Genomic DNA, 18,506 nt, shown 5'->3' on the forward strand with positions numbered 1-18,506 from the left:
AGCGCGGCGAAGACATCGCGCCGCTGATGGCGGACGTCGAGCGCATGGCGGGCGAATTGAGCGCCGGCAAAGTCGAGCTGGACGCGATCCAGACCGAACTGGACTCGATCCTGCTCGGCATCCCGAACCTGCCGCACGAGTCCGTTCCGGTCGGCAAGGACGAAGATGACAACGTCGAAGTACGCCGCTGGGGCACGCCGACTGCTTTCGATTTCCCGGTACAGGATCACGTTGCACTGGGCGAGAAGTTCGGCTGGCTGGATTTTGAAACCGCCGCCAAGCTGTCCGGCGCACGTTTTGCCCTGCTGCGTGGCCCGATCGCCCGTCTGCACCGCGCCCTGGCGCAGTTCATGATCAACCTGCACGTCAACGAGCACGGTTACGAAGAGGCTTACACGCCTTATCTGGTTCAGGCGCCAGCACTGCAAGGCACCGGTCAACTGCCGAAGTTCGAAGAAGACCTGTTCAAGATCGCTCGCGAAGGCGAAGCCGATCTGTACCTGATCCCGACCGCTGAAGTGTCGCTGACCAACATCGTCGCTGGCGAAATCGTCGATTCGAAACTGCTGCCGATCAAGTTCGTTGCGCACACCCCGTGCTTCCGCAGTGAAGCCGGCGCGTCGGGTCGCGATACTCGCGGCATGATCCGCCAGCACCAGTTCGACAAGGTTGAAATGGTCCAGATCGTTGAGCCATCGACCTCGATGGAAGCGCTGGAAGGTCTGACCGCCAACGCCGAGAAAGTTCTGCAACTGCTTGGCCTGCCTTACCGCACCCTGGCACTGTGCACCGGCGACATGGGCTTCAGTGCGGTCAAGACTTACGACCTCGAAGTGTGGATTCCGAGCCAGGACAAATACCGTGAAATCTCGTCGTGCTCCAACTGTGGCGACTTCCAGGCCCGCCGCATGCAAGCGCGTTTCCGCAACCCGGAAACCGGCAAGCCTGAGTTGGTACACACCTTGAACGGTTCCGGCCTGGCGGTCGGTCGTACCCTGGTTGCGGTGCTGGAAAACTACCAGCAGGCGGACGGTTCGATCCGTGTGCCGGACGTGCTCAAGCCGTACATGGGTGGCCTTGAGGTCATCGGCTAAATGAAATATCTGCCGCTGTTTCACAACCTGCGCGGCAGTCGTGTGTTGGTCGTCGGTGGTGGGGAAATTGCCTTGCGCAAATCCCGCCTGCTGGCCGAAGCCGGTGCGCTGCTGCGGGTGGTCGCACCTGAAATCGAAACGCAACTGCGTGAATTGGTTGTCGCCAGTGGTGGCGAGTGTCTGTTGCGCGGTTACGTTGAGGCGGATATGGATGGTTGCGTGCTGATCATTGCCGCCACCGATGACGAAACGCTGAACGCCCAGGTTTCCACCGATGCTCATCGGCGTTGCGTGCCGGTCAACGTGGTCGACGCACCTGCCCTGTGCAGCGTGATCTTCCCGGCGATCGTCGATCGCTCGCCTCTGATCGTCGCAATCTCCAGCGGCGGCGATGCGCCGGTGCTGGCGCGCTTGATTCGCGCCAAGATTGAAACCTGGATTCCTTCCACCTATGGCCAACTGGCTGGGCTGGCCGCGCGTTTCCGTAATCAGGTGAAAAGCCTGTTTCCGGATGTGCAGCAGCGTCGCGGGTTTTGGGAAGACGTCTTTCAAGGGCCGATTGCCGATCGACAACTGGCCGGGCAGGGCGCCGAGGCTGAGCGTCTGCTGCAAGCGAAGATTGATGGCGAAGCCGACATCACCACAGGTGAGGTGTATCTGGTGGGAGCAGGGCCGGGTGACCCGGATCTGCTGACCTTCCGTGCGCTGCGTCTGATGCAACAGGCCGATGTGGTGCTGTACGACCGTTTGGTCGCGCCGGCCATTCTTGACCTGTGCCGTCGCGATGCCGAGCGGGTTTACGTCGGCAAGCGTCGCGCCGATCACGCGGTGCCTCAGGATCAGATCAACCAGCAACTGGTCGATCTGGCCAAGGCCGGCAAGCGTGTAGTGCGGTTGAAGGGCGGTGATCCGTTCATCTTCGGCCGGGGCGGCGAAGAGATCGAAGAGCTGGCAGCCCACGGAATTCCATTCCAGGTGGTGCCGGGTATTACGGCAGCCAGCGGTTGTGCGGCGTATGCCGGGATTCCGCTGACCCACCGTGATTACGCGCAGTCAGTGCGCTTTGTCACCGGGCACTTGAAGGACGGTTCCACCGATCTGCCATGGACCGACCTTGTCGCTCCGGCGCAGACGCTGGTGTTTTACATGGGACTGGTGGGTTTGCCGGTGATCTGTGAGCAGTTGATCAAGCATGGCCGTTCGGCGGATACCCCGGCGGCACTGATTCAGCAGGGCACCACGGTCAATCAGCGGGTCTTCACTGGCACGCTGGCCGATTTGCCGCGAATGGTGGCGGAGCATGAAGTGCATGCCCCGACGCTGGTGATCGTCGGCGAAGTGGTGAAACTGCGCGAGAAACTGGCGTGGTTTGAAGGGGCTCAGGCGCAGGTCTGAGCTAAATCAAAAGATCGTCCGATCGCGGCCCGAGCCTTCGGACGATCTTTTGCTTTTAGCTGTTAACCCCTCTGCCAAACTCCTTTCCCACCCAACCGCGCCCGATCATGAGCCACAGTGAAATCCTGCTCCGGCCCCTTCGGCACAACCCCCGTCGGATTGATGGTCTTGTGGCTGCCGTAGTAGTGATTTTTGATGTGCTGGAAATCCACCGTCTCGGCAATCCCCGGCCACTGATACAACTCACGCAGCCAGTTCGACAAGTTCGGATAATCGGCAATGCGCCGCAGGTTGCACTTGAAGTGCCCGTGATACACCGCGTCGAAGCGAATAATCGTGGTGAAAAGGCGAATATCCGCTTCAGTCAGGTATTCACCACTCAGATAACGGTTGGCACCCAGTACCCGCTCCAGATGATCGAGTTCGGCAAACACCTCATCGAACGCTTCCTCATACGCTTGTTGTGACGTGGCGAACCCGGCGCGATAGACGCCGTTGTTTACGGCTGGATAGATTCGCTCGTTCAGCGCATCAATCTCACCGCGTAGCGGAGCAGGATAGAAGTCCAGATCATTGCCAGTCAGATCATCAAACGCGCTGTTGAACATGCGGATGATCTCCGCCGATTCGTTGCTGACAATGCGCTTGAGCTTTTTGTCCCACAGCACCGGTACGGTGACGCGGCCGGTGTAGTCGGGTGTGTCGGCGGTGTAGCGCTGGTGCATGAAGTCGAAGTGATCGAGCTTGTCGCCGCTCGAGCCGAGAGCCTTGTCGAAGGTCCAGCCGTTTTCCAGCATCAACCAACTGACCACGGAAACGTCGATCAGACTTTCCAGGCCTTTGAGTTTGCGCAGGATCAGCGTGCGATGCGCCCACGGACAGGCGAGCGAAACGTAGAGGTGATAGCGTCCGGCTTCGGCGGCAAAACCGCCTTCACCGCTAGAGCCAGGTTGGCCGTCAGCGGTGACCCAGTTGCGGCGTTGCGCCTGTTCGCGCTGGAACGCGCCGTCCTTGCTGCTTTCGTACCACTTGTCCTGCCAGTGACCATCGACTAACAAACCCATGTTCAAGACTCCTGAAACCAATAATCGTTGGAGTCGAGTCTATTCCGATGAGTTCGAACAAAAAGCGCAAAAATCGGGCTCGAATGATCGGTTAAATCGATTTATTCCGCGCGGCCCAGTATTGTTCGGCGGTTTCGAAAGCCTGCTCGCGGCTATGGCCGAGACCGCGCAGTGCCAGGGCCATGGTCGAAATCAGCGCCATTTGCGGGTAGCTGTCGACCACGTCGCCGCGCCACATGGCTTTCAAGTGTTCGACGTCCAGCGAGGCCGGTTTGACGTGGCGCTGTGCCGACAACTGCGGCCATTCCTCGTCCCAACTCTCGCCGCCGCTGGTGCCGTAAAGATGGCTGTCGGCATCGGGGTTGATCTCGATTTCACCGCCGTCACCCTTGACCACAATCGCCGTGTCGCCGAGCAAACCGCTGGCATCGCGGTGTACGGCCTGATAGCCGGGGTGGAAGATGCTTTGCAACCCGCAACGCGCGCCCAGCGGATTGAGAATCCGCGCCAGCGAGTGGATCGGCGAGCGCAGGCCCATGGTATTGCGCAGGTCGATCATCTTTTGCAGTTGTGGCGCCCAGTCGATCAGCGGCATGAATGCCAGGCCACCGTTGTCCAGCGCCGTGCCGACCTGCTGCCAGTTACGGCACAGCGGGATATTCAGCTCGGCCAACAGCTGTTCGGTATACAAGCGCCCGGCGGTGTGTGCGCCGCCGCCGTGCATGAAGATGCGCACACCGTTTTGCGACAGACACTTGGCCGCCAGCAGATACCACGGCAGATGGCGCTTCTTGCCGGCATAGGTCGGCCAGTCCAGATCGACGTTCAAGGCTGGCGCCTCCAAACGTTCGCGCAGGGCTTCGGTGAAACCGGCCATCTCTTCGGCGCTTTCTTCTTTATGCCGCAGCAACATCAGAAAGGCGCCGAGTTGGGTGTCCTCGACCTTGTCGTCCAGCACCATGCCCATGGCTTGCCGGGCTTCTTCGCGAGTCAGATCGCGGGCGCCGCGCTTGCCTTTGCCGAGGATCCGGACGAATTGAGCGAACGGGTGCTCGGCAGGTGTTTCGAGGGTCAGCGCTGGGAAATCGGTCATAAGCAATTCGTCGGTTTGGGCAGGCCCGCCAGTTTCGCGGCGAGTTTGGCAGGGGTGCCTTTGAACAGTCGGTTCAGGTGCAGGCTGTTGCCTTTGTCCGGGCCGAGTTTCAGCGCGGTGTATTTGATCAGCGGTCGAGTGGCCGGGGACAGTTGGAACTCATCGTAGAAACTACGCAGCAGTTCGAGCACCTCCCAGTGTTCGGGGGTCAACTCGATATCTTCGGCGGCGGCCAGGGCACTGGCGACGTCGTGTGACCAGTCGCTGAGGTCGACGAGGAAGCCGTCCTTGTCCAGTTCGATGGCGCGGGCGCCGACGTTCATGCAATTCATAGCCAGCTGTTGACCTTGTCGTGTTTGATCGACAGTTCGACGAAGGCCGGGTAGTCGATGGTTTCTGCCCATTCTGGAACCTGTACAGCGCGGGCCTCTGCATCTTCGGCCAGCACGTACAGTTTCACCCGCCGAGTTTGCAGTGCGGTGAAAGGAGCGGTGCCCGGTTGCAGGGCATATACCGCGTCGCCGGATAGCAGCAAAGCGTCGGCATGGCCGATCACTCGCAGGCAACTGGTCAGGCGATCGTCGCCGAACGGGGAATGAGACAACACATGCAAAGTCGACATCAGAGGGTGATCACCTGGTCGTAACGGTCAATAAGGGCGGTGATTTGCTCGGCTGCGAGCGGTTGCGCTTCGTCCAGCGACAGCGTGTTCAGGCCACGGCTGGTGGCGCTGTCGATGCAATAAAACAGCTCTTCAACGCCGAACATTGGCAGCGCTTGCAGGTTGGCGCTCAGGTCTTTCTGTTGCAGGGCCTTGGCCTTTTGCCCGGCGGCCAGTTGCAGCACGCCGTCATCGAGAAACAGCAGACCGATCGGCAGATCGAAGGCACCGCCGGCCAGCACGATGTCCAGCGCTTCGCGGGCACCGGGGCCGGACCATGGCGATTGGCGACTGATGATCAACAGGGATTTGGCCATGTCACGCGCCTCCGAAACAGATCAGGCGGTCAGCGTCTTGCACCGCGTCATGTAACTGGCCGAGGCCGGACAACTCCCACGGCGCGCTGACGGAGACGGCGTCACGCTGATAGCGCTTGGCTTCTTCGTCATTCAGCACGCCCCTGCGCAGAGCGGCGGCGATGCACACCACGCCATCCAGTTGCTGCTCGTTGATGAAGGTGCGCCATTGCTTGGGCAGATCCAGTTCGTCCTGCGGAGTAACCACCGCGTCAGAGGCGTTGTAGACGCCATCCTGATAGAAAAACAGCCGGACAATCTCATGCCCACCGGCCAGTGCAGCCTGCGCAAACAGCAGGGCACGGCGCGAGGAGGGCGCATGGGCGGCGGAAAACAGTGCGATGGCGAACTTCATGACGGACTCGGTCAGCAAAACTGCGGCCATGATAAAGCTTTATCGAGGCGGTCGCGAAACCCAAGTTGCGTACCCGCCCACGGGGAGGCAGACATCGGTCAGCGCGGCATGTAACCCAACTGCCAGCGTCGGGGGATTTTAAGCGAGAGCAGCCCGATCAATGCCGCCAGCAAACCGCTGACAAACATCGCCTTCAGTCCCAGATGATGCTCCAGCACTGCGCCCAGAATGGCGCCGACGAACATCCCGCTCCACGGCACCAGTTGCACGCGCCAGCCACTGCGCCGCTCGCCGAGCATCCAGCGGCCCAGTCCTCGGCCGAACCGCGACAGTGCGCCAGTGACATACGTCAGACCGACCGGCAGACCATTCACTTCCTCGACCGACGCATTGAGCATGCCCATCGCAATGATCGCCGCCAGCAGTGCCGGCAGTTGCGAGTCAAACGGCCAGGCTGCCGCCGCGCAGAGCAGGGTGGCGATACACAGGAGAAGCGGCAGCGCCCGTCGTCCGCCGAGACGCGCGACGAGAACGCCCAAGGCATTCCCGACAATAAAGGTTGCGACGAGAATCACCAGGCGCACGGTCAGCCCAAGATCGCCGTCACTGATCGCCACCGCCAGCCTCGTGGTGTTGCCGCTCATGAACGAGACGAAGTCGCCGCTGGCCATGAAACCGATGGCGTCGGTCATCCCCGCCAGCACCGAAAGGCTGGCCACCAGCGCCAGTCCCACGCGCCCACGCCATTTTTTCGAATGCAGATGGCCGGGACTGGCGCGGTGAGTCGAGGCGGAAGGCAGCATCGTCGATTGTTTCCTTGAGCGGCGGTTACGGTTTTATTCCATACAACTCGCAATACTCCAGCCAGTCCATGCCGGCCATTTCCGCCACCTCGCGATGAACGTCCAGACGCTGAGCCTGATATTCCTCAGGCGTTGCTGCCGTCAGTTGCAAGGTCAGTTCCCAGGCAAACAACCCTAGGCTTTCCGCCTCGGCCTCGAACGCTTCATGCAGGCGTTCTTCGCGATACTGTGCCTGGGTTTCACCCTTGGCCTGAGCCAACAGCGGATTGAGATGGTCGAGGGTTTCGCGCAGTTCGGGGCGTGCGTCGAGAAACAGTTTCAGGGCGTGTTCATGTCGCTGCTCGGTAGGCGCCATGTGTTTTCCTTGTGAGGCTGATGACCTTAGGTTGCCGCAGCGGCTCGCGTGTGTCGCGCTATAAATGCAGTAAAGCAGAACGATTCGGGCTGCTGCGGTGATACAGTCCGCTTTTTTCTGAATGAGCGAATGCAATGCGAATTCTGATGGTGGCGCTGGCCGCTACGGTGCTGGCCGGTTGCGCGGGTTCGATGATGGACGATGCTCGCACTAAAACGCCCTACAAAACCCTGACCTCGAACAAGCCCGAGAAAGTCGTCGCCCAGTGCGTGCAATTTGCCTGGCAGGACGAAGCGGTGTTCGGAGTGGACGCCGGGGCTTATCTGCAACCGGGCAAAAAGTCCGGTTCGACGGTCTACACGCGTTCGGCAGAATCGTTTGTCGATGTCAGCACGGAGGCGTCGGGCACGGCGTTGAGTTACTACGCGCAGAAGGACGATTTCGTGGCCAAGCGCCGGTTGGCGGCGTTGGCGACCTGCCTCTGATCATGTGTTGAGGCGACTGCCCCCTTCGCGTGCAAGCTCGCTCCCACATTGGAATGCATTTCAAATGTGGGAGCGAGCCTGCTCGGGAAGGGGCTATCAAATTCAATCAATCAAGCGCTTCTGGAAAAAATGCCGCTTGTGCCCCGGCGGGTAATCGACGATCTCCCCAAACTGGCTATAACCGAGTTTCTTGTAGAACTCCGGCGCCTGGAAGTCGAAAGTGTCGAGCCATGCCCCGATGCAGCCTTTCTCCCGCGCCAGGTCTTCGGCCATGCGCATCAGCTTCGATCCAATACCCTGACCTCGGCCTTCTTCAGGCACTGACAGCAAATCGATGAACAACCACTGGCACACCAGCCGACCATAGAGCCCACCGAGAATCTGGTCGTGATCGTCGCGCACCAGTAGGGTGAGCGGTTCCGATTTCGCGATCCCGGCCTTGGCGACGTTGTAGGCATGCAGCGGTGCCAGAATGGCCTGGCGTTCTTCTTCCGTGGAGTGTTGCGACAACTCGATCCGCATATTCATTTGCGCTTCCTTGATAGCCATGAAGCCGCAGCCTATCTCGGCTGGTGGCTGTGTTTCAACCCAGGTGGAACCGTCGCGCAAGCGCCGAGGTCTAGCCTTTACAGCGTCATTCCAGCACGCGGTTGATGAGGACACCCCATGAACATTTTTGAAGCCCTTCGCGAAAGCCACGACCGCCAGCGCACCTACGCCAAAACCCTGATCGAAACCAGTGGCGATACGCCGGAGCGCGTCGAGGCCTACAAGCAGCTCAAAGCCGAGCTGAAAGCCCACGAAACCGCCGAAGAGCGCCACTTCTATATCCCGCTGATGAAGTTCGACGACGGTGTCGACCTCAGCCGACATGCCATTTCCGAACATCACGAAATGGACGAAATGATGGAAGAGCTCGACGAGACCGAGATGTCCAGCCCGGCATGGCTGGCCACTGCGAAAAAACTCTCGGACAAGGTTCATCACCACCTCAAGGAAGAGGAGCAGAAATTCTTCCAGATGGCCGGCAAGTTACTCGACGAAAAACAGAAAGAACAGCTCGCCGGACAGTACGAAAAGGAGTTTCAGGCGCAGTTACCGTGAGTCACCCATGCGGGATTTCGTAACTTCGACGTGTACGCCTTTGGCTACGCGTCGAGTGCGATTCGCCACAATATACTGTTTTTATATCCAGTATTTTCGCTGTTTTACTGATTGTGTCGGACAGATCTGCGACAAAACCGCCGATGGACAAAAAAATCACCTCCGTTAGCTTGAAGGCCTCTCCTCGGAAAGGAGAGTTCTTAAATCAACGGAGTGAAAAACATGAATCAACCACAAGCACAAACCCAACTGCGACACGGTCGTGTCACCTCCCCGGCGAGCCGCGGCGCGGTCGCTATCGAGCAAGGATTGCTCGGTGCCTGGCAGGTCAATGAAATGGAAGGCGGCAAGAATTTCCCGGCGCTGGTGGCCGGGCCGTTTCCAGCGCCCTACGAATCCGACTCTGCCAGTGTCGCGCCGCCGGCCGACGGCTACATTCTCAGTGGCGGCAAAACCGATCCGCGTGATTGCGTGAACTTCACCAATGAGGAGATGAGCCAAAAGCTCGGTCGTCCGTTCACCTGGCCGCTGCTCAATGTCACCCCGGGTCAGACCCTCGAAGTCAAATGGGAATACACCGCGCCGCACACAACCCGTGGCTATCGCTGGCTGATCACCAAGGATGGCTGGGACCCGAAACAACGCATCACCCGTGCGCAACTGGAAGCGCAGCCGTTCTTCGAGGACTTCTACACTCAGGTGCCTTACTACAGCCATTCAGCGGAGCTGAAGGCCAAGGTCAATCACTCGGTGAAACTTCCGGCGAACAAGCAAGGCCATCACGTTATCGTCTTGATGTGGATCGTCGCCAACACCGGCAACGCGTTCTATCAGGCCTTCGACGTCGACTTCAAATAACGACGCAGCGTCGTCAAAACCCACACGTTCTGAAGGATTAGAACATGTCAAATATCGACTTCTCTTTAATGCAAAACGCGGCGAGCGATGCGGCGTCATTGATGCCGAGCATTGCCGACAAAAAGATCCTCATGGGCTTCTGGCACAACTGGCCGGCGGGACCGAGCGACGGATATCGCCAAGGCCGCTTTGCCAACATCGCGCTGGAGGAGGTCCCCAAGGAGTACAACGTGGTCGCCGTGGCCTTCATGAAGGGCAGCGGGATTCCGACCTTTAAGCCGTTCAACGTGACCGATGCCGAGTTCCGCCGTCAGGTCGGCGTGCTCAACAGTCAGGGGCGGGCGGTGTTGATTTCCCTGGGTGGCGCGGATGCGCACATCGAGTTGCACAGCGGCCAGGAACAACCACTGGCCAATGAAATCATCCGTCTGGTGGAAACCTACGGCTTCGACGGCCTGGACATCGATCTTGAACAGAGCGCGATTGATTTCGCTGCCAACAAGACCGTCCTGCCGGCTGCGCTGAAACTGGTCAAGGATCACTACGCGGGCCAGGGCAAGCACTTCATCATCAGCATGGCCCCGGAGTTTCCGTACCTCACCAGCAGCGGCAAGTACGTCGGTTACTTGCAGGCGCTGGAAGGCTACTACGACTTCATCGCCCCGCAGTTTTACAACCAGGGTGGCGACGGGGTCTGGGTGCCGGAGGCCAACAACGGTGCCGGCGCGTGGATCGCGCAGAACAACGATGAGCTGAAAGAGGATTTCCTCTATTACCTGACGGAAAGTCTGGTGACCGGCACGCGTGGTTTCACGAAGATCGCGGCGGACAAGTTCGTCATTGGTCTGCCCGCCAACGTCGACGCGGCTGCTACCGGTTATGTGATCGACAAGACCGTTGTAGGCAATGTGCTCAAACGGTTGGCGATCAAAGGACACCCGATCAAGGGCCTGATGACATGGTCGGTGAACTGGGACAACGGCGTCAGCAAGGATCGTGTGCCATACAACTGGGAGTTCAGTCGGCGTTATGGGCCGCTGATCACCGGAGTGCAGGCAAGCGCACAAGAGGTGGATGAAACGGTGCTGCACGTCGCCCGTTAGTTGTGAATAAAAAAAGCCCGGTAGCGCTGCCGGGCTTTTTTTGTCGGTTCGATTAATCGACTATGAACGCTTTCTGATGACAAAAGGATGAGGCGTCATGGCTAACACAGCCGAACGGGTCAATATCATCGAGACTCAGGTGTTGTCCCACGACTGGTATCTCTTGAAGAAAATCACTTTTGACTACCACCGCAATAACGGCGAGTGGCAGCGCCAGACGCGCGAAGTGTATGACCGCGGCAATGGCGCGGCGATTCTGCTTTTCAATCGCGAGAAGCGCTCTGTGGTGCTGACCCGTCAGTTCCGCTTGCCGGTGTTCGTCAATGGTCATGACGGTCTGCTGATCGAAGTGGCGGCGGGGTTGTTGGAGGGGGCGGCGCCAGAGCAGCGCATTCGCGACGAAGCCGAAGAGGAAACCGGCTATCGCGTGCATGACGTGAAGAAAGTCTTCGAGGCCTATATGAGCCCCGGTTCGGTCACCGAGAAGCTGCACTTCTTTATTGCCGAGTACGACTCGGCGTCGAAGGTCAGCGAAGGCGGCGGTCTGGAAGAAGAGACCGAAGAGCTGGAAGTGTTGGAGTGGTCATTCGATGAAGCCTTGGCGGCCTTCCTGCGCGGCGAGATCTGCGACGCCAAGACCATCATGCTGTTGCAGTATGCGGCGATGAATAACCTGTTCGATCGATAAGGCTCCGATCTTCTGATCTTTAAAATAGCTCACCAGTTTTGCCAACCGCTGACCAGTCACCACCTTCCAACGTCAACAATCGCTCTTTAGCCTCAAGCCCCCCGGCAAACCCGGTCAATTTCCCCGATGCGCCAATTACCCGATGACACGGCGCAACGATTGAGATCGGGTTCCGCCCATTTGCCGCGCCCACCGCCCGCACGGCACTTGGATTGCCGATCTGCAGAGCGATCTGGCTATACGTGCGAGTCTCGCCGAACGGGATAGTCAGCAGCGCCGCCCAGACCTTTTTCTGAAAATCCGTGCCGGCAAAATCCAGCTCCAGGTCGAAGCGATCTCGCGTCCCGGCAAAATATTCTTCAAGTTGCCGCGCGGTTTTCAGCAGGATCGGATTGTCCGGCGCTTCACTCATCGGCCCAAGGCGCACCCGGTCGGGTTTTTCGTTTTCCCAGAGGATGGCCGCCAGTCGTGAATCGTTCGCGACCAGCTTCAACTCGCCGACCGGCGAGGGCAGGGTGATGAACGTGTAGGGCATGGGGAAGAACTCCGGATCAGCACGGCAACAGCGCCCAGCATACTGCCTGACCGGGAAGGCGCAAACCGCAAACCCGACCATACTGCTTGTTGCTTTTGAAGCGTTCACCTCTGTTTTGCACAGACCCTGAAAACAAAAAAGAGATCGACTCATGAAGTACGAACCTTTGGCCAAATCGCTGATAGCGACCTCACTGGCACTCAGCTGCCTTATGGCTCACGCCGCCTCGGTGGCACCGGTTGCCGCAGAAAACGGCATGGTGGTCACCGCGCAACATCTGGCCACTCATGTCGGTGTCGATGTGTTGAAAAGCGGTGGTAACGCCGTCGACGCGGCGGTCGCGGTGGGTTATGCGCTGGCGGTGGTCTATCCCGCAGCGGGCAACCTGGGTGGCGGCGGTTTCATGACCATTCAACTGGCGGACGGGCGCAAGACCTTCCTCGATTTCCGCGAAAAGGCCCCTCTGGCCGCGACCGCCAACATGTACCTCGACAAGGATGGCAACGTCATTCCGGATCTGAGTACCCGTGGCCACTTGGCGGTCGGCGTGCCGGGCACTGTGTCCGGCATGGAGCTGGCGCTTAGCAAGTACGGCACCAAGCAGCGCAAGGAGATGATCGCCCCGGCGATCAAACTGGCTGAAGACGGATTCGAGTTGCAGCAGGGTGACGTGGAGTTGCTGGAGTACGCCACGGACGTGTTCAAGAAGGACATGCGCGATTCCGGTTCGATCTTCCTCAGCAACGGCGAGCCGATGCAGGTCGGGCAAAAACTGGTGCAGAAAGATCTCGGCAAAACCCTGCGGACCATTTCCGAAAAGGGCGCCGACGGTTTCTATAAAGGCTGGGTGGCCGATGCCATCGTCACCTCCAGTCAGGCCAACAAGGGCATCATCACCCAGGCCGACCTCGACAAATACAAGACCCGCGAACTGGCTCCGGTGGAGTGCGATTACCGTGGCTACCATGTGGTTTCAGCGCCACCGCCAAGCTCTGGCGGGGTGGTGATCTGCCAGATCATGAACATTCTCGAAGGCTATCCGATGAAGGATCTGGGCTTCCATTCGGCCCAGGGCATGCACTACCAGATCGAAGCGATGCGCCACGCCTATGTTGATCGCAACAGTTACCTCGGCGACCCGGACTTCGTGAAGAACCCGATCGAGCATCTGCTCGACAAGAATTACGCGACCAAACTGCGTAACGCCATCCAGCCGCAAAAGGCCGGCGTCTCCGCTGAACTGAAACCCGGCGTTGCGCCCCATGAAGGCAGCAACACCACCCATTATTCGATTGTCGACAAGTGGGGCAACGCGGTCTCGGTTACCTACACGCTCAACGACTGGTTCGGTGCGGGTGTGATGGCGAGCAAGACCGGGGTGATTCTCAACGACGAAATGGATGACTTCACTTCGAAAGTTGGCGTGCCGAACATGTACGGTCTGGTGCAGGGCGAAGCCAACGCCATCGCGCCGGGCAAGGCGCCGCTGTCGTCGATGAGTCCGACCATCGTCACCAAGGACGGCAAAGTGGTGATGGTGGTCGGCACGCCGGGTGGCAGCCGGATTATCACGGCCACCTTGCTGACCATGCTCAACGTCATCGACTACGGCATGGGCTTGCAGGAAGCGGTGGATGCGCCGCGTTTTCACCAGCAGTGGATGCCGGAAGAAACCAACCTCGAAGACTTCGCCGCCAGCCCGGACACGAAGAAGCTCCTCGAGAGCTGGGGCCACAAATTTGCCGGCCCGCAGGACGCCAACCATATCGCCGCGATTCTGGTCGGCGCGCCATCACTGGAGGGTAAGCCGGTAGGCAAAAACCGCTTCTACGGTTCCAACGATCCACGGCGCAACACCGGGTTGTCATTGGGTTACTGAGAGGCGTAAAAAGGGGGCGGGCGCACGTCCGCCCCTGTCTCAAGGATCGATCAAGGAAGGCCCACCATGACCACCGCATTACTGATCATCGACGTCCAACGCGCACTTTGCTCGGGCGAATACCAGTGCCACGACATCCAGCGCGTGATCGGCACCATCAACGACCTCAGCACCCGCGCCCGAAAGGCCGGGGTTCCGGTGGTGCTGATTCAGCATGAGGAAACGGACAGCCCGCTGGCCCACGGCGCTGAAGGCTGGCAACTGGCCGAAGGGCTTGAGACGTCCGCCAAAGATCTGCGCGTACGCAAAACCACCCCGGACTCGTTCTACCAGACCGACCTGCGCAAACTGCTGCCGAGCGAAGACTTTGAAAAACTGGTGATCTGCGGCCTGCAAACCGACTATTGCGTCAACGCTACCGTGCGCCAGGCCCATCAACTGGGCTACGACGTGGTGCTCGTGTCAGATGCACATTCCACCGTCGACAACGGCAACATGAGCGCCGAAGACATCATTGCCGAACACAACAAGGATCTGGCACACCTGACCGGTTCCGTGGCGCGGATCGATGTAAAACCTGCCGCCGATATCGTGTTCTGATCACAAATCCCTGTAGGAGTGAGCCTGCTCGCGATAGCGTTCTGTAAACCAAGGCATCATCGACTGACCGGGCTCCATCGCGAGCAGGCTCACTCCTACAGGGTGCTAGACCGAGGATTTCCTCAAGTCACAAACAAACCCCCACTAATCTCTCCCATCTACCCGCCGTTGGAGGTCTAGGTGCGGGTCGCCGACCAAATGAACTGCATCAAGTGCTGAGGATCCACCGGGGCATATTCGACGGGCAGCGCTATGCTGGTTCGAGCATCGATGTGAAAGCAGGGTGTTGAAATGACTATTCATGTATTAAGAGCCAATGCCACGCATCTGGACGCGGTGGCAAAATTGTTCGACGCCTATCGCGGTTTCTATGAACAACCGTCGAACCTTGAGCAATCGCGAGCGTTCATTGCCGAGCGCATGGCCGGCAACGAATCAGCGATTTTTCTTGCTCAGGATGAGAGCAGCGAGGCGTTGGGTTTCGTCCAGTTGTACCCGACCTTTTCGTCCATCGACGCTCACCGCACCTGGCTGCTCAGCGATCTGTTCACTGTGCCGGCCGCCCGTGGACATGGTGTTGGCAGATTGCTGATGAACACTGCACGCGATTTCGCCGTGGAGACAGGCGCGAAAAGTCTGGTGCTGGAAACAGCAACCGATAACTTCACCGCACAAGGTTTGTACGAGTCACTGGGGTATGTGAGGGATACGGGTTACTACACCTATCTCCTCGATTTACGGCAGGGCTGAGCAAATATTTTTGTCATTTTCCCGAATTCGGTCTTTCCCCAGACGGTCACTGTCTCTAGAATCCGCCCGGCTTTCGACATGAAGGCTCATTGCCATCATTTGGCATTGTTCATATAGGGACGGACATCATGCAATTCGGGAAAATTCTGGCGCTGGGCCTGGTGCTCGCGCTGGGCGGTTGTGCCAGTTTCACCAAAGACGAAGTGGCGCCGGTGACATTGCCTTCGATGGCCAACTACGCCAACAAGCCAAACGTCTATGTCGATTTCGACTTCTATCAGGGCGAGCCGAAAAGTGCTTCCGCTGTGGAAGTACCGCAAGCGCGCGATCAACTGAAGCCACAGCTACAAAAAATACTCGCTGATTCCGGCCTGTTCGGCCGTGTCACCCTGGATGAATTCCAGAAGCAGCCGGGCGATTACAGCCTGCGCCTGAAGATGTACAACCATCCGCCGAACGCCGGCTCCATGGTGTTGGCGTTCATCAGTGGTTTCAGCATGGGGGTGATCCCGGCCTATGGCACCGATCAGTACACCCTGAGCCTGGAAAGCGTGGATGGACAAGGGCAGGCCCTGCCCACCGCAAGCAATCACGACGCGGTCGGTACCTGGATCGGCATCTGGTTTATCCCGCTGATGGCCAACACACCAAAAGAGGCGGTGAATGACACGTTCACCCGTCAGGTCAATGCGCTGCTCAAACAAATGGTTGATAACAAGAACCTGAAGTACTCGGCACTCGAAAGCCCTACTCCACGGGCCTGAAGCCAAAAAAAGAGCCGCGATTGCGGCTCTTTTTTTGTCTGTTACTTCAATGCCTGGATGAACTGCGGGTCGCTGTACAGATCCTTCAGCAGATCGCGCAACATCGGGTTGTAAGCGTTGACCGCGTTGGGGATCGCAATAAAACCGAAGAAGCTACTGCTCCATTGGCTGCTGACATCCTTGGTCGCGTCGTACACGACATCGTTGCCGTTGAGCAAGGTGAAGCGCGCCGCAAGCTTGCCGGTACCCGTGCCCATTCCAGCGGTGAGTTCATTCTTCACCACCAGCACTTTCAGCTGACGCTGGGCTTGCGGATCGAGCAGGCCGGCCTTGCGCAATTCTTCGGTTATCGCGTCCTGAATGTGCGCCGGGATACTGCCGGACGGCGAACGGACAGGGTTGGCACGTACCACCAGCGAACCTTCACCGAATTCGGCGGTGACCTGAGGATTGCTGATCGCATGCAGTGGCGGAGTTTGCTTTAGCTTCTGGACGTTCTCAAAGCTCGGCTCGTAGCGGGTCATGGTCATGCCACAGCCTTGCAGCAACAGCGCCAACATCGGGATCAACAACAGCGACTTCTTCACGGCAGTTCCTTGCGTGGGAATAGAGGGGGGGCGAATTATGGGCAGAGTGCCATCATTGATCAACCGTCTTTATTATCCCCGCCAATAACCTCTCCATCTGCGTCAATTCCCAAGTGCTCAGCAAACTCACCGGATCGGTGCCATAACGCTGCCACGTCTCAAGCGCACCCTCATGGCCATTGGGGCTGCGGGCGTATTCACAGTGATGCAACCGTTCACCCTCAAAATCCAGCAGTAGATGCCAGCCTTCGATATCCACTGCGACCAGTCCGGCCTCGGAGGGTGTCTCGCAAAGTCTGAACGCAAGCACGCCCAGCGCAGCCTCGCGCAAACGCTGGCAAACCTCACGGGCGGTCAGCAATGAAGACATGTTCGAACTCGATGAGTGCAGGAGCGCGCCAGCATAATGCGCGAGTCGATCGGTGTCAGCGATCACTGGCCCGATCCCGGACAATTCCGTAACATCCGCAGCCCTCTTTTTCCGCAAAACATTGCGGCCACACTCTTCGGCCGCTCAGTCAGGTACACCATGAAACCGATTCGTCTGCGCGCCGATGTCCTGGCCGGACTCACCACCTCGTTTGCCCTGTTGCCCGAATGCATTGCGTTTGCGCTGGTGGCCCACCTCAATCCGCTGATGGGCCTGTACGGCGCCTTCATCATTTGTACGCTGACCGCGCTGTTCGGTGGCCGGCCTGGGATGGTCTCCGGTGCGGCGGGTTCGATGGCGGTGGTGATCGTCGCGCTGGTGGTGCAACACGGTGTGCAATACCTGCTGGCGACCGTGTTGCTGGGCGGTTTGATCATGATGGCGTTCGGGTTATTGCGTCTGGGCAAACTGGTGCGCATGGTGCCGCACCCGGTGATGCTCGGGTTCGTCAACGGTCTGGCGATTATTATTGCGCTGGCGCAACTGGAGCATTTCAAGAACGGTGAAGACTGGCTCAGCGGCACGCCGCTGTACCTGATGACCGGGCTGGTGCTACTGACCATGGCCATCGTCTATATCCTGCCGCGTCTGACCCGCGCGGTGCCGCCGGCACTGGTGGCGATTCTTGGCGTGGGTCTGCTGGTCTACCTGTTCGGCCTGCCGACCCGCACCCTTGGCGACATGGCGCACATTGCCGGCGGCTTGCCGACTTTCGCCTTGCCGGACATTCCGTGGACGTTGGAAACCCTCGGCATCATCGCGCCTTACGCGATTCTGATGGCGCTGGTCGGTCTGCTGGAAACCCTGCTGACCCTCAACCTCACCGACGAAATCACCGAAACCCGTGGCTACCCTGATCGCGAGTGCGTGGCGCTCGGCGCGGCAAACATGGTCTGCGGCGCATTCGGCGGCATGGGCGGTTGCGCAATGATCGGCCAGACCGTGATCAACCTGAGTTCCGGCGGGCGCGGGCGTCTGTCCGGCGTGGTGGCTGGCGTGCTGATTCTGCTGTTCATCCTGTTTCTGTCACCGCTGATCGAGCGTATTCCGCTGGCGGCGCTGGTGGGTGTGATGTTTGTAGTGTCGCAACAGACCTTCGCCTGGGCCTCGTTGCGCGTGGTGAACAAAGTGCCGCTCAACGATGTGCTGGTGATCATCGCTGTGACCACCATCACCGTGTTCACCGATCTGGCCACCGCTGTGCTGTGCGGCATCATCATCGCTGCGTTGAATTTTGCCTGGCAACAGGCGCGTGAACTGTATGCCGATGAGCATCTGGAAGCCGATGGCAGCAAGCTCTATCGGCTGCACGGCACGTTGTTCTTCGCCTCGACCACGCCGTTTCTCAACCGGTTCGACCCGGCCAATGACCCGGCGCGGGTGACGTTGGATTGCCGGCATCTGAGCTTTGTCGATTACTCGGCCATCGCCGCGCTGAAAACCTTGCGTGAACGCTATGAGAAGGCTGGCAAGCATTTGCAGGTGTTTCATCTGTCGGAACGTTGCAAGAAGTTGTTAAAACGCGCGGGCGTTGATCACGATTAAAC

23 protein-coding genes and 1 pseudogene are annotated in these 18,506 nt (G+C 59.0%); 12 read left to right on the forward strand and 12 right to left on the reverse strand.

Features of this window, described 5'->3' with window-relative positions; all coding sequences use genetic code 11:
- The coding region (gene serS / locus ACIOVB_RS10880) for a serine--tRNA ligase (protein WP_401267475.1) at positions 1-1,094 on the forward strand (1,094 nt) is incomplete at its 5' end.
- Entirely contained in the window at positions 1,095-2,489 is a 1,395-nt protein-coding gene (gene cysG / locus ACIOVB_RS10885; RefSeq protein WP_401267477.1) for a siroheme synthase CysG, read from the forward strand.
- Positions 2,490-2,551: 62 nt separating this feature from the next.
- On the opposite strand, the gene ACIOVB_RS10890 is transcribed toward cysG, so the two are convergent.
- The 8 genes from ACIOVB_RS10890 to ACIOVB_RS10925 form a co-directional block, all read right to left on the reverse strand.
- The gene (locus ACIOVB_RS10890; protein WP_401267479.1) at positions 2,552-3,553 is read right to left on the reverse strand and encodes a glutathione S-transferase family protein; all 1,002 of its coding nucleotides are present in this window, start codon (positions 3,551-3,553) and stop codon (positions 2,552-2,554) included.
- A gap of 91 nt (positions 3,554-3,644) precedes the next feature.
- Positions 3,645-4,646, reverse strand: a complete 1,002-nt coding sequence (locus tag ACIOVB_RS10895) for a glycosyl transferase family protein (RefSeq protein WP_401267481.1) — start codon at positions 4,644-4,646, stop codon at positions 3,645-3,647.
- A complete protein-coding gene (locus ACIOVB_RS10900; protein WP_401267484.1) occupies positions 4,643-4,978 on the reverse strand; it encodes a TusE/DsrC/DsvC family sulfur relay protein in 336 nt (111 codons plus the stop codon). Before ACIOVB_RS10900 ends, ACIOVB_RS10895 begins: the two co-directional genes overlap by 4 nt.
- Entirely contained in the window at positions 4,975-5,268 is a 294-nt protein-coding gene (tusB, locus tag ACIOVB_RS10905) for a sulfurtransferase complex subunit TusB (RefSeq protein WP_401267486.1), read from the reverse strand. Before tusB ends, ACIOVB_RS10900 begins: the two co-directional genes overlap by 4 nt.
- Complete coding sequence (gene tusC, locus ACIOVB_RS10910) at positions 5,268-5,624, reverse strand: sulfurtransferase complex subunit TusC (RefSeq protein WP_187678454.1); 357 nt, start codon at positions 5,622-5,624, stop codon at positions 5,268-5,270. Before tusC ends, tusB begins: the two co-directional genes overlap by 1 nt.
- A 1-nt stretch (position 5,625) precedes the next feature.
- Positions 5,626-6,018 carry a sulfurtransferase complex subunit TusD gene (gene tusD, locus ACIOVB_RS10915; RefSeq protein ID WP_401267489.1) on the reverse strand — a complete coding sequence of 131 codons (393 nt, stop codon included), beginning with the start codon at positions 6,016-6,018 and terminating at the stop codon, positions 5,626-5,628.
- A 98-nt stretch (positions 6,019-6,116) separates the two neighbouring features.
- Complete coding sequence (locus ACIOVB_RS10920; RefSeq protein ID WP_401267492.1) at positions 6,117-6,821, reverse strand: YoaK family protein; 705 nt, start codon at positions 6,819-6,821, stop codon at positions 6,117-6,119.
- Between the two features lie 25 nt (positions 6,822-6,846).
- Positions 6,847-7,176: a DUF6388 family protein gene (locus ACIOVB_RS10925; protein WP_401267494.1), complete on the reverse strand. Its 330-nt coding sequence runs from the start codon at positions 7,174-7,176 to the stop codon at positions 6,847-6,849.
- Between the two features lie 134 nt (positions 7,177-7,310).
- Between ACIOVB_RS10925 and ACIOVB_RS10930 the strand changes: the two genes are divergently transcribed.
- Complete coding sequence (locus ACIOVB_RS10930) at positions 7,311-7,661, forward strand: hypothetical protein (protein WP_187678450.1); 351 nt, start codon at positions 7,311-7,313, stop codon at positions 7,659-7,661.
- Between the two features lie 102 nt (positions 7,662-7,763).
- Here the strand turns inward: ACIOVB_RS10930 and ACIOVB_RS10935 are convergent, their stop codons facing one another.
- Complete coding sequence (locus tag ACIOVB_RS10935) at positions 7,764-8,189, reverse strand: N-acetyltransferase (protein ID WP_187678449.1); 426 nt, start codon at positions 8,187-8,189, stop codon at positions 7,764-7,766.
- A gap of 138 nt (positions 8,190-8,327) precedes the next feature.
- On the opposite strand from ACIOVB_RS10935, the gene ACIOVB_RS10940 reads away from it, so the two are divergent.
- From ACIOVB_RS10940 to ACIOVB_RS10955, 4 genes and pseudogenes are all read left to right on the forward strand, one after another.
- Complete coding sequence (locus ACIOVB_RS10940) at positions 8,328-8,765, forward strand: hemerythrin domain-containing protein (protein WP_401267497.1); 438 nt, start codon at positions 8,328-8,330, stop codon at positions 8,763-8,765.
- 222 nt (positions 8,766-8,987) lie between these two features.
- Positions 8,988-9,623, forward strand: a complete 636-nt coding sequence (locus ACIOVB_RS10945; RefSeq protein ID WP_187678447.1) for a lytic polysaccharide monooxygenase auxiliary activity family 9 protein — start codon at positions 8,988-8,990, stop codon at positions 9,621-9,623.
- A 44-nt stretch (positions 9,624-9,667) separates the two neighbouring features.
- Positions 9,668-10,666 (forward strand): annotated as a pseudogene (locus ACIOVB_RS10950) (chitinase); the annotation flags it as partial.
- 157 nt (positions 10,667-10,823) lie between these two features.
- Entirely contained in the window at positions 10,824-11,414 is a 591-nt protein-coding gene (locus ACIOVB_RS10955; RefSeq protein WP_401267501.1) for an NUDIX domain-containing protein, read from the forward strand.
- Positions 11,415-11,433: 19 nt separating this feature from the next.
- On the opposite strand, the gene ACIOVB_RS10960 is transcribed toward ACIOVB_RS10955, so the two are convergent.
- Entirely contained in the window at positions 11,434-11,949 is a 516-nt protein-coding gene (locus ACIOVB_RS10960) for a methylated-DNA--[protein]-cysteine S-methyltransferase (protein ID WP_401267654.1), read from the reverse strand.
- Between the two features lie 151 nt (positions 11,950-12,100).
- Here ACIOVB_RS10960 and ggt point away from each other — a divergent pair, with 151 nt between their 5' ends.
- The 4 genes from ggt (at position 12,101) to ACIOVB_RS10980 (ending at position 15,942) form a co-directional block, all read left to right on the forward strand.
- Complete coding sequence (gene ggt, locus ACIOVB_RS10965; RefSeq protein ID WP_401267504.1) at positions 12,101-13,828, forward strand: gamma-glutamyltransferase; 1,728 nt, start codon at positions 12,101-12,103, stop codon at positions 13,826-13,828.
- A 66-nt stretch (positions 13,829-13,894) separates the two neighbouring features.
- Positions 13,895-14,428, forward strand: coding sequence for a cysteine hydrolase family protein (locus ACIOVB_RS10970; RefSeq protein WP_401267507.1), 534 nt, complete (start codon positions 13,895-13,897; stop codon positions 14,426-14,428).
- Positions 14,429-14,719: 291 nt separating this feature from the next.
- Positions 14,720-15,178 carry a GNAT family N-acetyltransferase gene (locus tag ACIOVB_RS10975; RefSeq protein WP_401267510.1) on the forward strand — a complete coding sequence of 153 codons (459 nt, stop codon included), beginning with the start codon at positions 14,720-14,722 and terminating at the stop codon, positions 15,176-15,178.
- Positions 15,179-15,306: 128 nt separating this feature from the next.
- Positions 15,307-15,942 carry a hypothetical protein gene (locus tag ACIOVB_RS10980; RefSeq protein ID WP_401267512.1) on the forward strand — a complete coding sequence of 212 codons (636 nt, stop codon included), beginning with the start codon at positions 15,307-15,309 and terminating at the stop codon, positions 15,940-15,942.
- Positions 15,943-15,983: 41 nt separating this feature from the next.
- Here ACIOVB_RS10980 and ACIOVB_RS10985 read toward each other — a convergent pair whose 3' ends face one another.
- Together ACIOVB_RS10985 and ACIOVB_RS10990 are read right to left on the reverse strand one after the other, a co-directional pair.
- Positions 15,984-16,529, reverse strand: coding sequence for a hypothetical protein (locus tag ACIOVB_RS10985; protein ID WP_401267514.1), 546 nt, complete (start codon positions 16,527-16,529; stop codon positions 15,984-15,986).
- Positions 16,530-16,581: 52 nt separating this feature from the next.
- Positions 16,582-16,899: a hypothetical protein gene (locus tag ACIOVB_RS10990; protein ID WP_401267516.1), complete on the reverse strand. Its 318-nt coding sequence runs from the start codon at positions 16,897-16,899 to the stop codon at positions 16,582-16,584.
- 159 nt (positions 16,900-17,058) lie between these two features.
- Here ACIOVB_RS10990 and ACIOVB_RS10995 point away from each other — a divergent pair, with 159 nt between their 5' ends.
- Positions 17,059-18,504, forward strand: a complete 1,446-nt coding sequence (locus ACIOVB_RS10995; protein WP_401267519.1) for a SulP family inorganic anion transporter — start codon at positions 17,059-17,061, stop codon at positions 18,502-18,504.
- Positions 18,505-18,506: the final 2 nt, after the last annotated feature.

Origin of the sequence: Pseudomonas sp. NPDC087639, assembly GCF_044743385.1 — a bacterium.
Classification (GTDB): Bacteria; Pseudomonadota; Gammaproteobacteria; order Pseudomonadales; family Pseudomonadaceae; genus Aquipseudomonas.

Bases quoted from the DNA above. Each gene is read 5' to 3' on its own strand.
- cysG (WP_401267477.1), top strand. From the start codon at position 1,095: ATGAAATATCTGCCGCTGTTTCACAACCTGCGCGGCAGTCGTGTGTTG.
- ACIOVB_RS10890 (WP_401267479.1), bottom strand. From the start codon at position 3,553: ATGGGTTTGTTAGTCGATGGTCACTGGCAGGACAAGTGGTACGAAAGC.
- ACIOVB_RS10895 (WP_401267481.1), bottom strand. From the start codon at position 4,646: ATGACCGATTTCCCAGCGCTGACCCTCGAAACACCTGCCGAGCACCCG.
- ACIOVB_RS10900 (WP_401267484.1), bottom strand. From the start codon at position 4,978: ATGAATTGCATGAACGTCGGCGCCCGCGCCATCGAACTGGACAAGGAC.
- tusB (WP_401267486.1), bottom strand. From the start codon at position 5,268: ATGTCGACTTTGCATGTGTTGTCTCATTCCCCGTTCGGCGACGATCGC.
- tusC (WP_187678454.1), bottom strand. From the start codon at position 5,624: ATGGCCAAATCCCTGTTGATCATCAGTCGCCAATCGCCATGGTCCGGC.
- tusD (WP_401267489.1), bottom strand. From the start codon at position 6,018: ATGAAGTTCGCCATCGCACTGTTTTCCGCCGCCCATGCGCCCTCCTCG.
- ACIOVB_RS10920 (WP_401267492.1), bottom strand. From the start codon at position 6,821: ATGCTGCCTTCCGCCTCGACTCACCGCGCCAGTCCCGGCCATCTGCAT.
- ACIOVB_RS10925 (WP_401267494.1), bottom strand. From the start codon at position 7,176: ATGGCGCCTACCGAGCAGCGACATGAACACGCCCTGAAACTGTTTCTC.
- ACIOVB_RS10930 (WP_187678450.1), top strand. From the start codon at position 7,311: ATGCGAATTCTGATGGTGGCGCTGGCCGCTACGGTGCTGGCCGGTTGC.
- ACIOVB_RS10935 (WP_187678449.1), bottom strand. From the start codon at position 8,189: ATGAATATGCGGATCGAGTTGTCGCAACACTCCACGGAAGAAGAACGC.
- ACIOVB_RS10940 (WP_401267497.1), top strand. From the start codon at position 8,328: ATGAACATTTTTGAAGCCCTTCGCGAAAGCCACGACCGCCAGCGCACC.
- ACIOVB_RS10945 (WP_187678447.1), top strand. From the start codon at position 8,988: ATGAATCAACCACAAGCACAAACCCAACTGCGACACGGTCGTGTCACC.
- ACIOVB_RS10955 (WP_401267501.1), top strand. From the start codon at position 10,824: ATGGCTAACACAGCCGAACGGGTCAATATCATCGAGACTCAGGTGTTG.
- ACIOVB_RS10960 (WP_401267654.1), bottom strand. From the start codon at position 11,949: ATGCCCTACACGTTCATCACCCTGCCCTCGCCGGTCGGCGAGTTGAAG.
- ggt (WP_401267504.1), top strand. From the start codon at position 12,101: ATGAAGTACGAACCTTTGGCCAAATCGCTGATAGCGACCTCACTGGCA.
- ACIOVB_RS10970 (WP_401267507.1), top strand. From the start codon at position 13,895: ATGACCACCGCATTACTGATCATCGACGTCCAACGCGCACTTTGCTCG.
- ACIOVB_RS10975 (WP_401267510.1), top strand. From the start codon at position 14,720: ATGACTATTCATGTATTAAGAGCCAATGCCACGCATCTGGACGCGGTG.
- ACIOVB_RS10980 (WP_401267512.1), top strand. From the start codon at position 15,307: ATGCAATTCGGGAAAATTCTGGCGCTGGGCCTGGTGCTCGCGCTGGGC.
- ACIOVB_RS10990 (WP_401267516.1), bottom strand. From the start codon at position 16,899: ATGTCTTCATTGCTGACCGCCCGTGAGGTTTGCCAGCGTTTGCGCGAG.
- ACIOVB_RS10995 (WP_401267519.1), top strand. From the start codon at position 17,059: ATGAAACCGATTCGTCTGCGCGCCGATGTCCTGGCCGGACTCACCACC.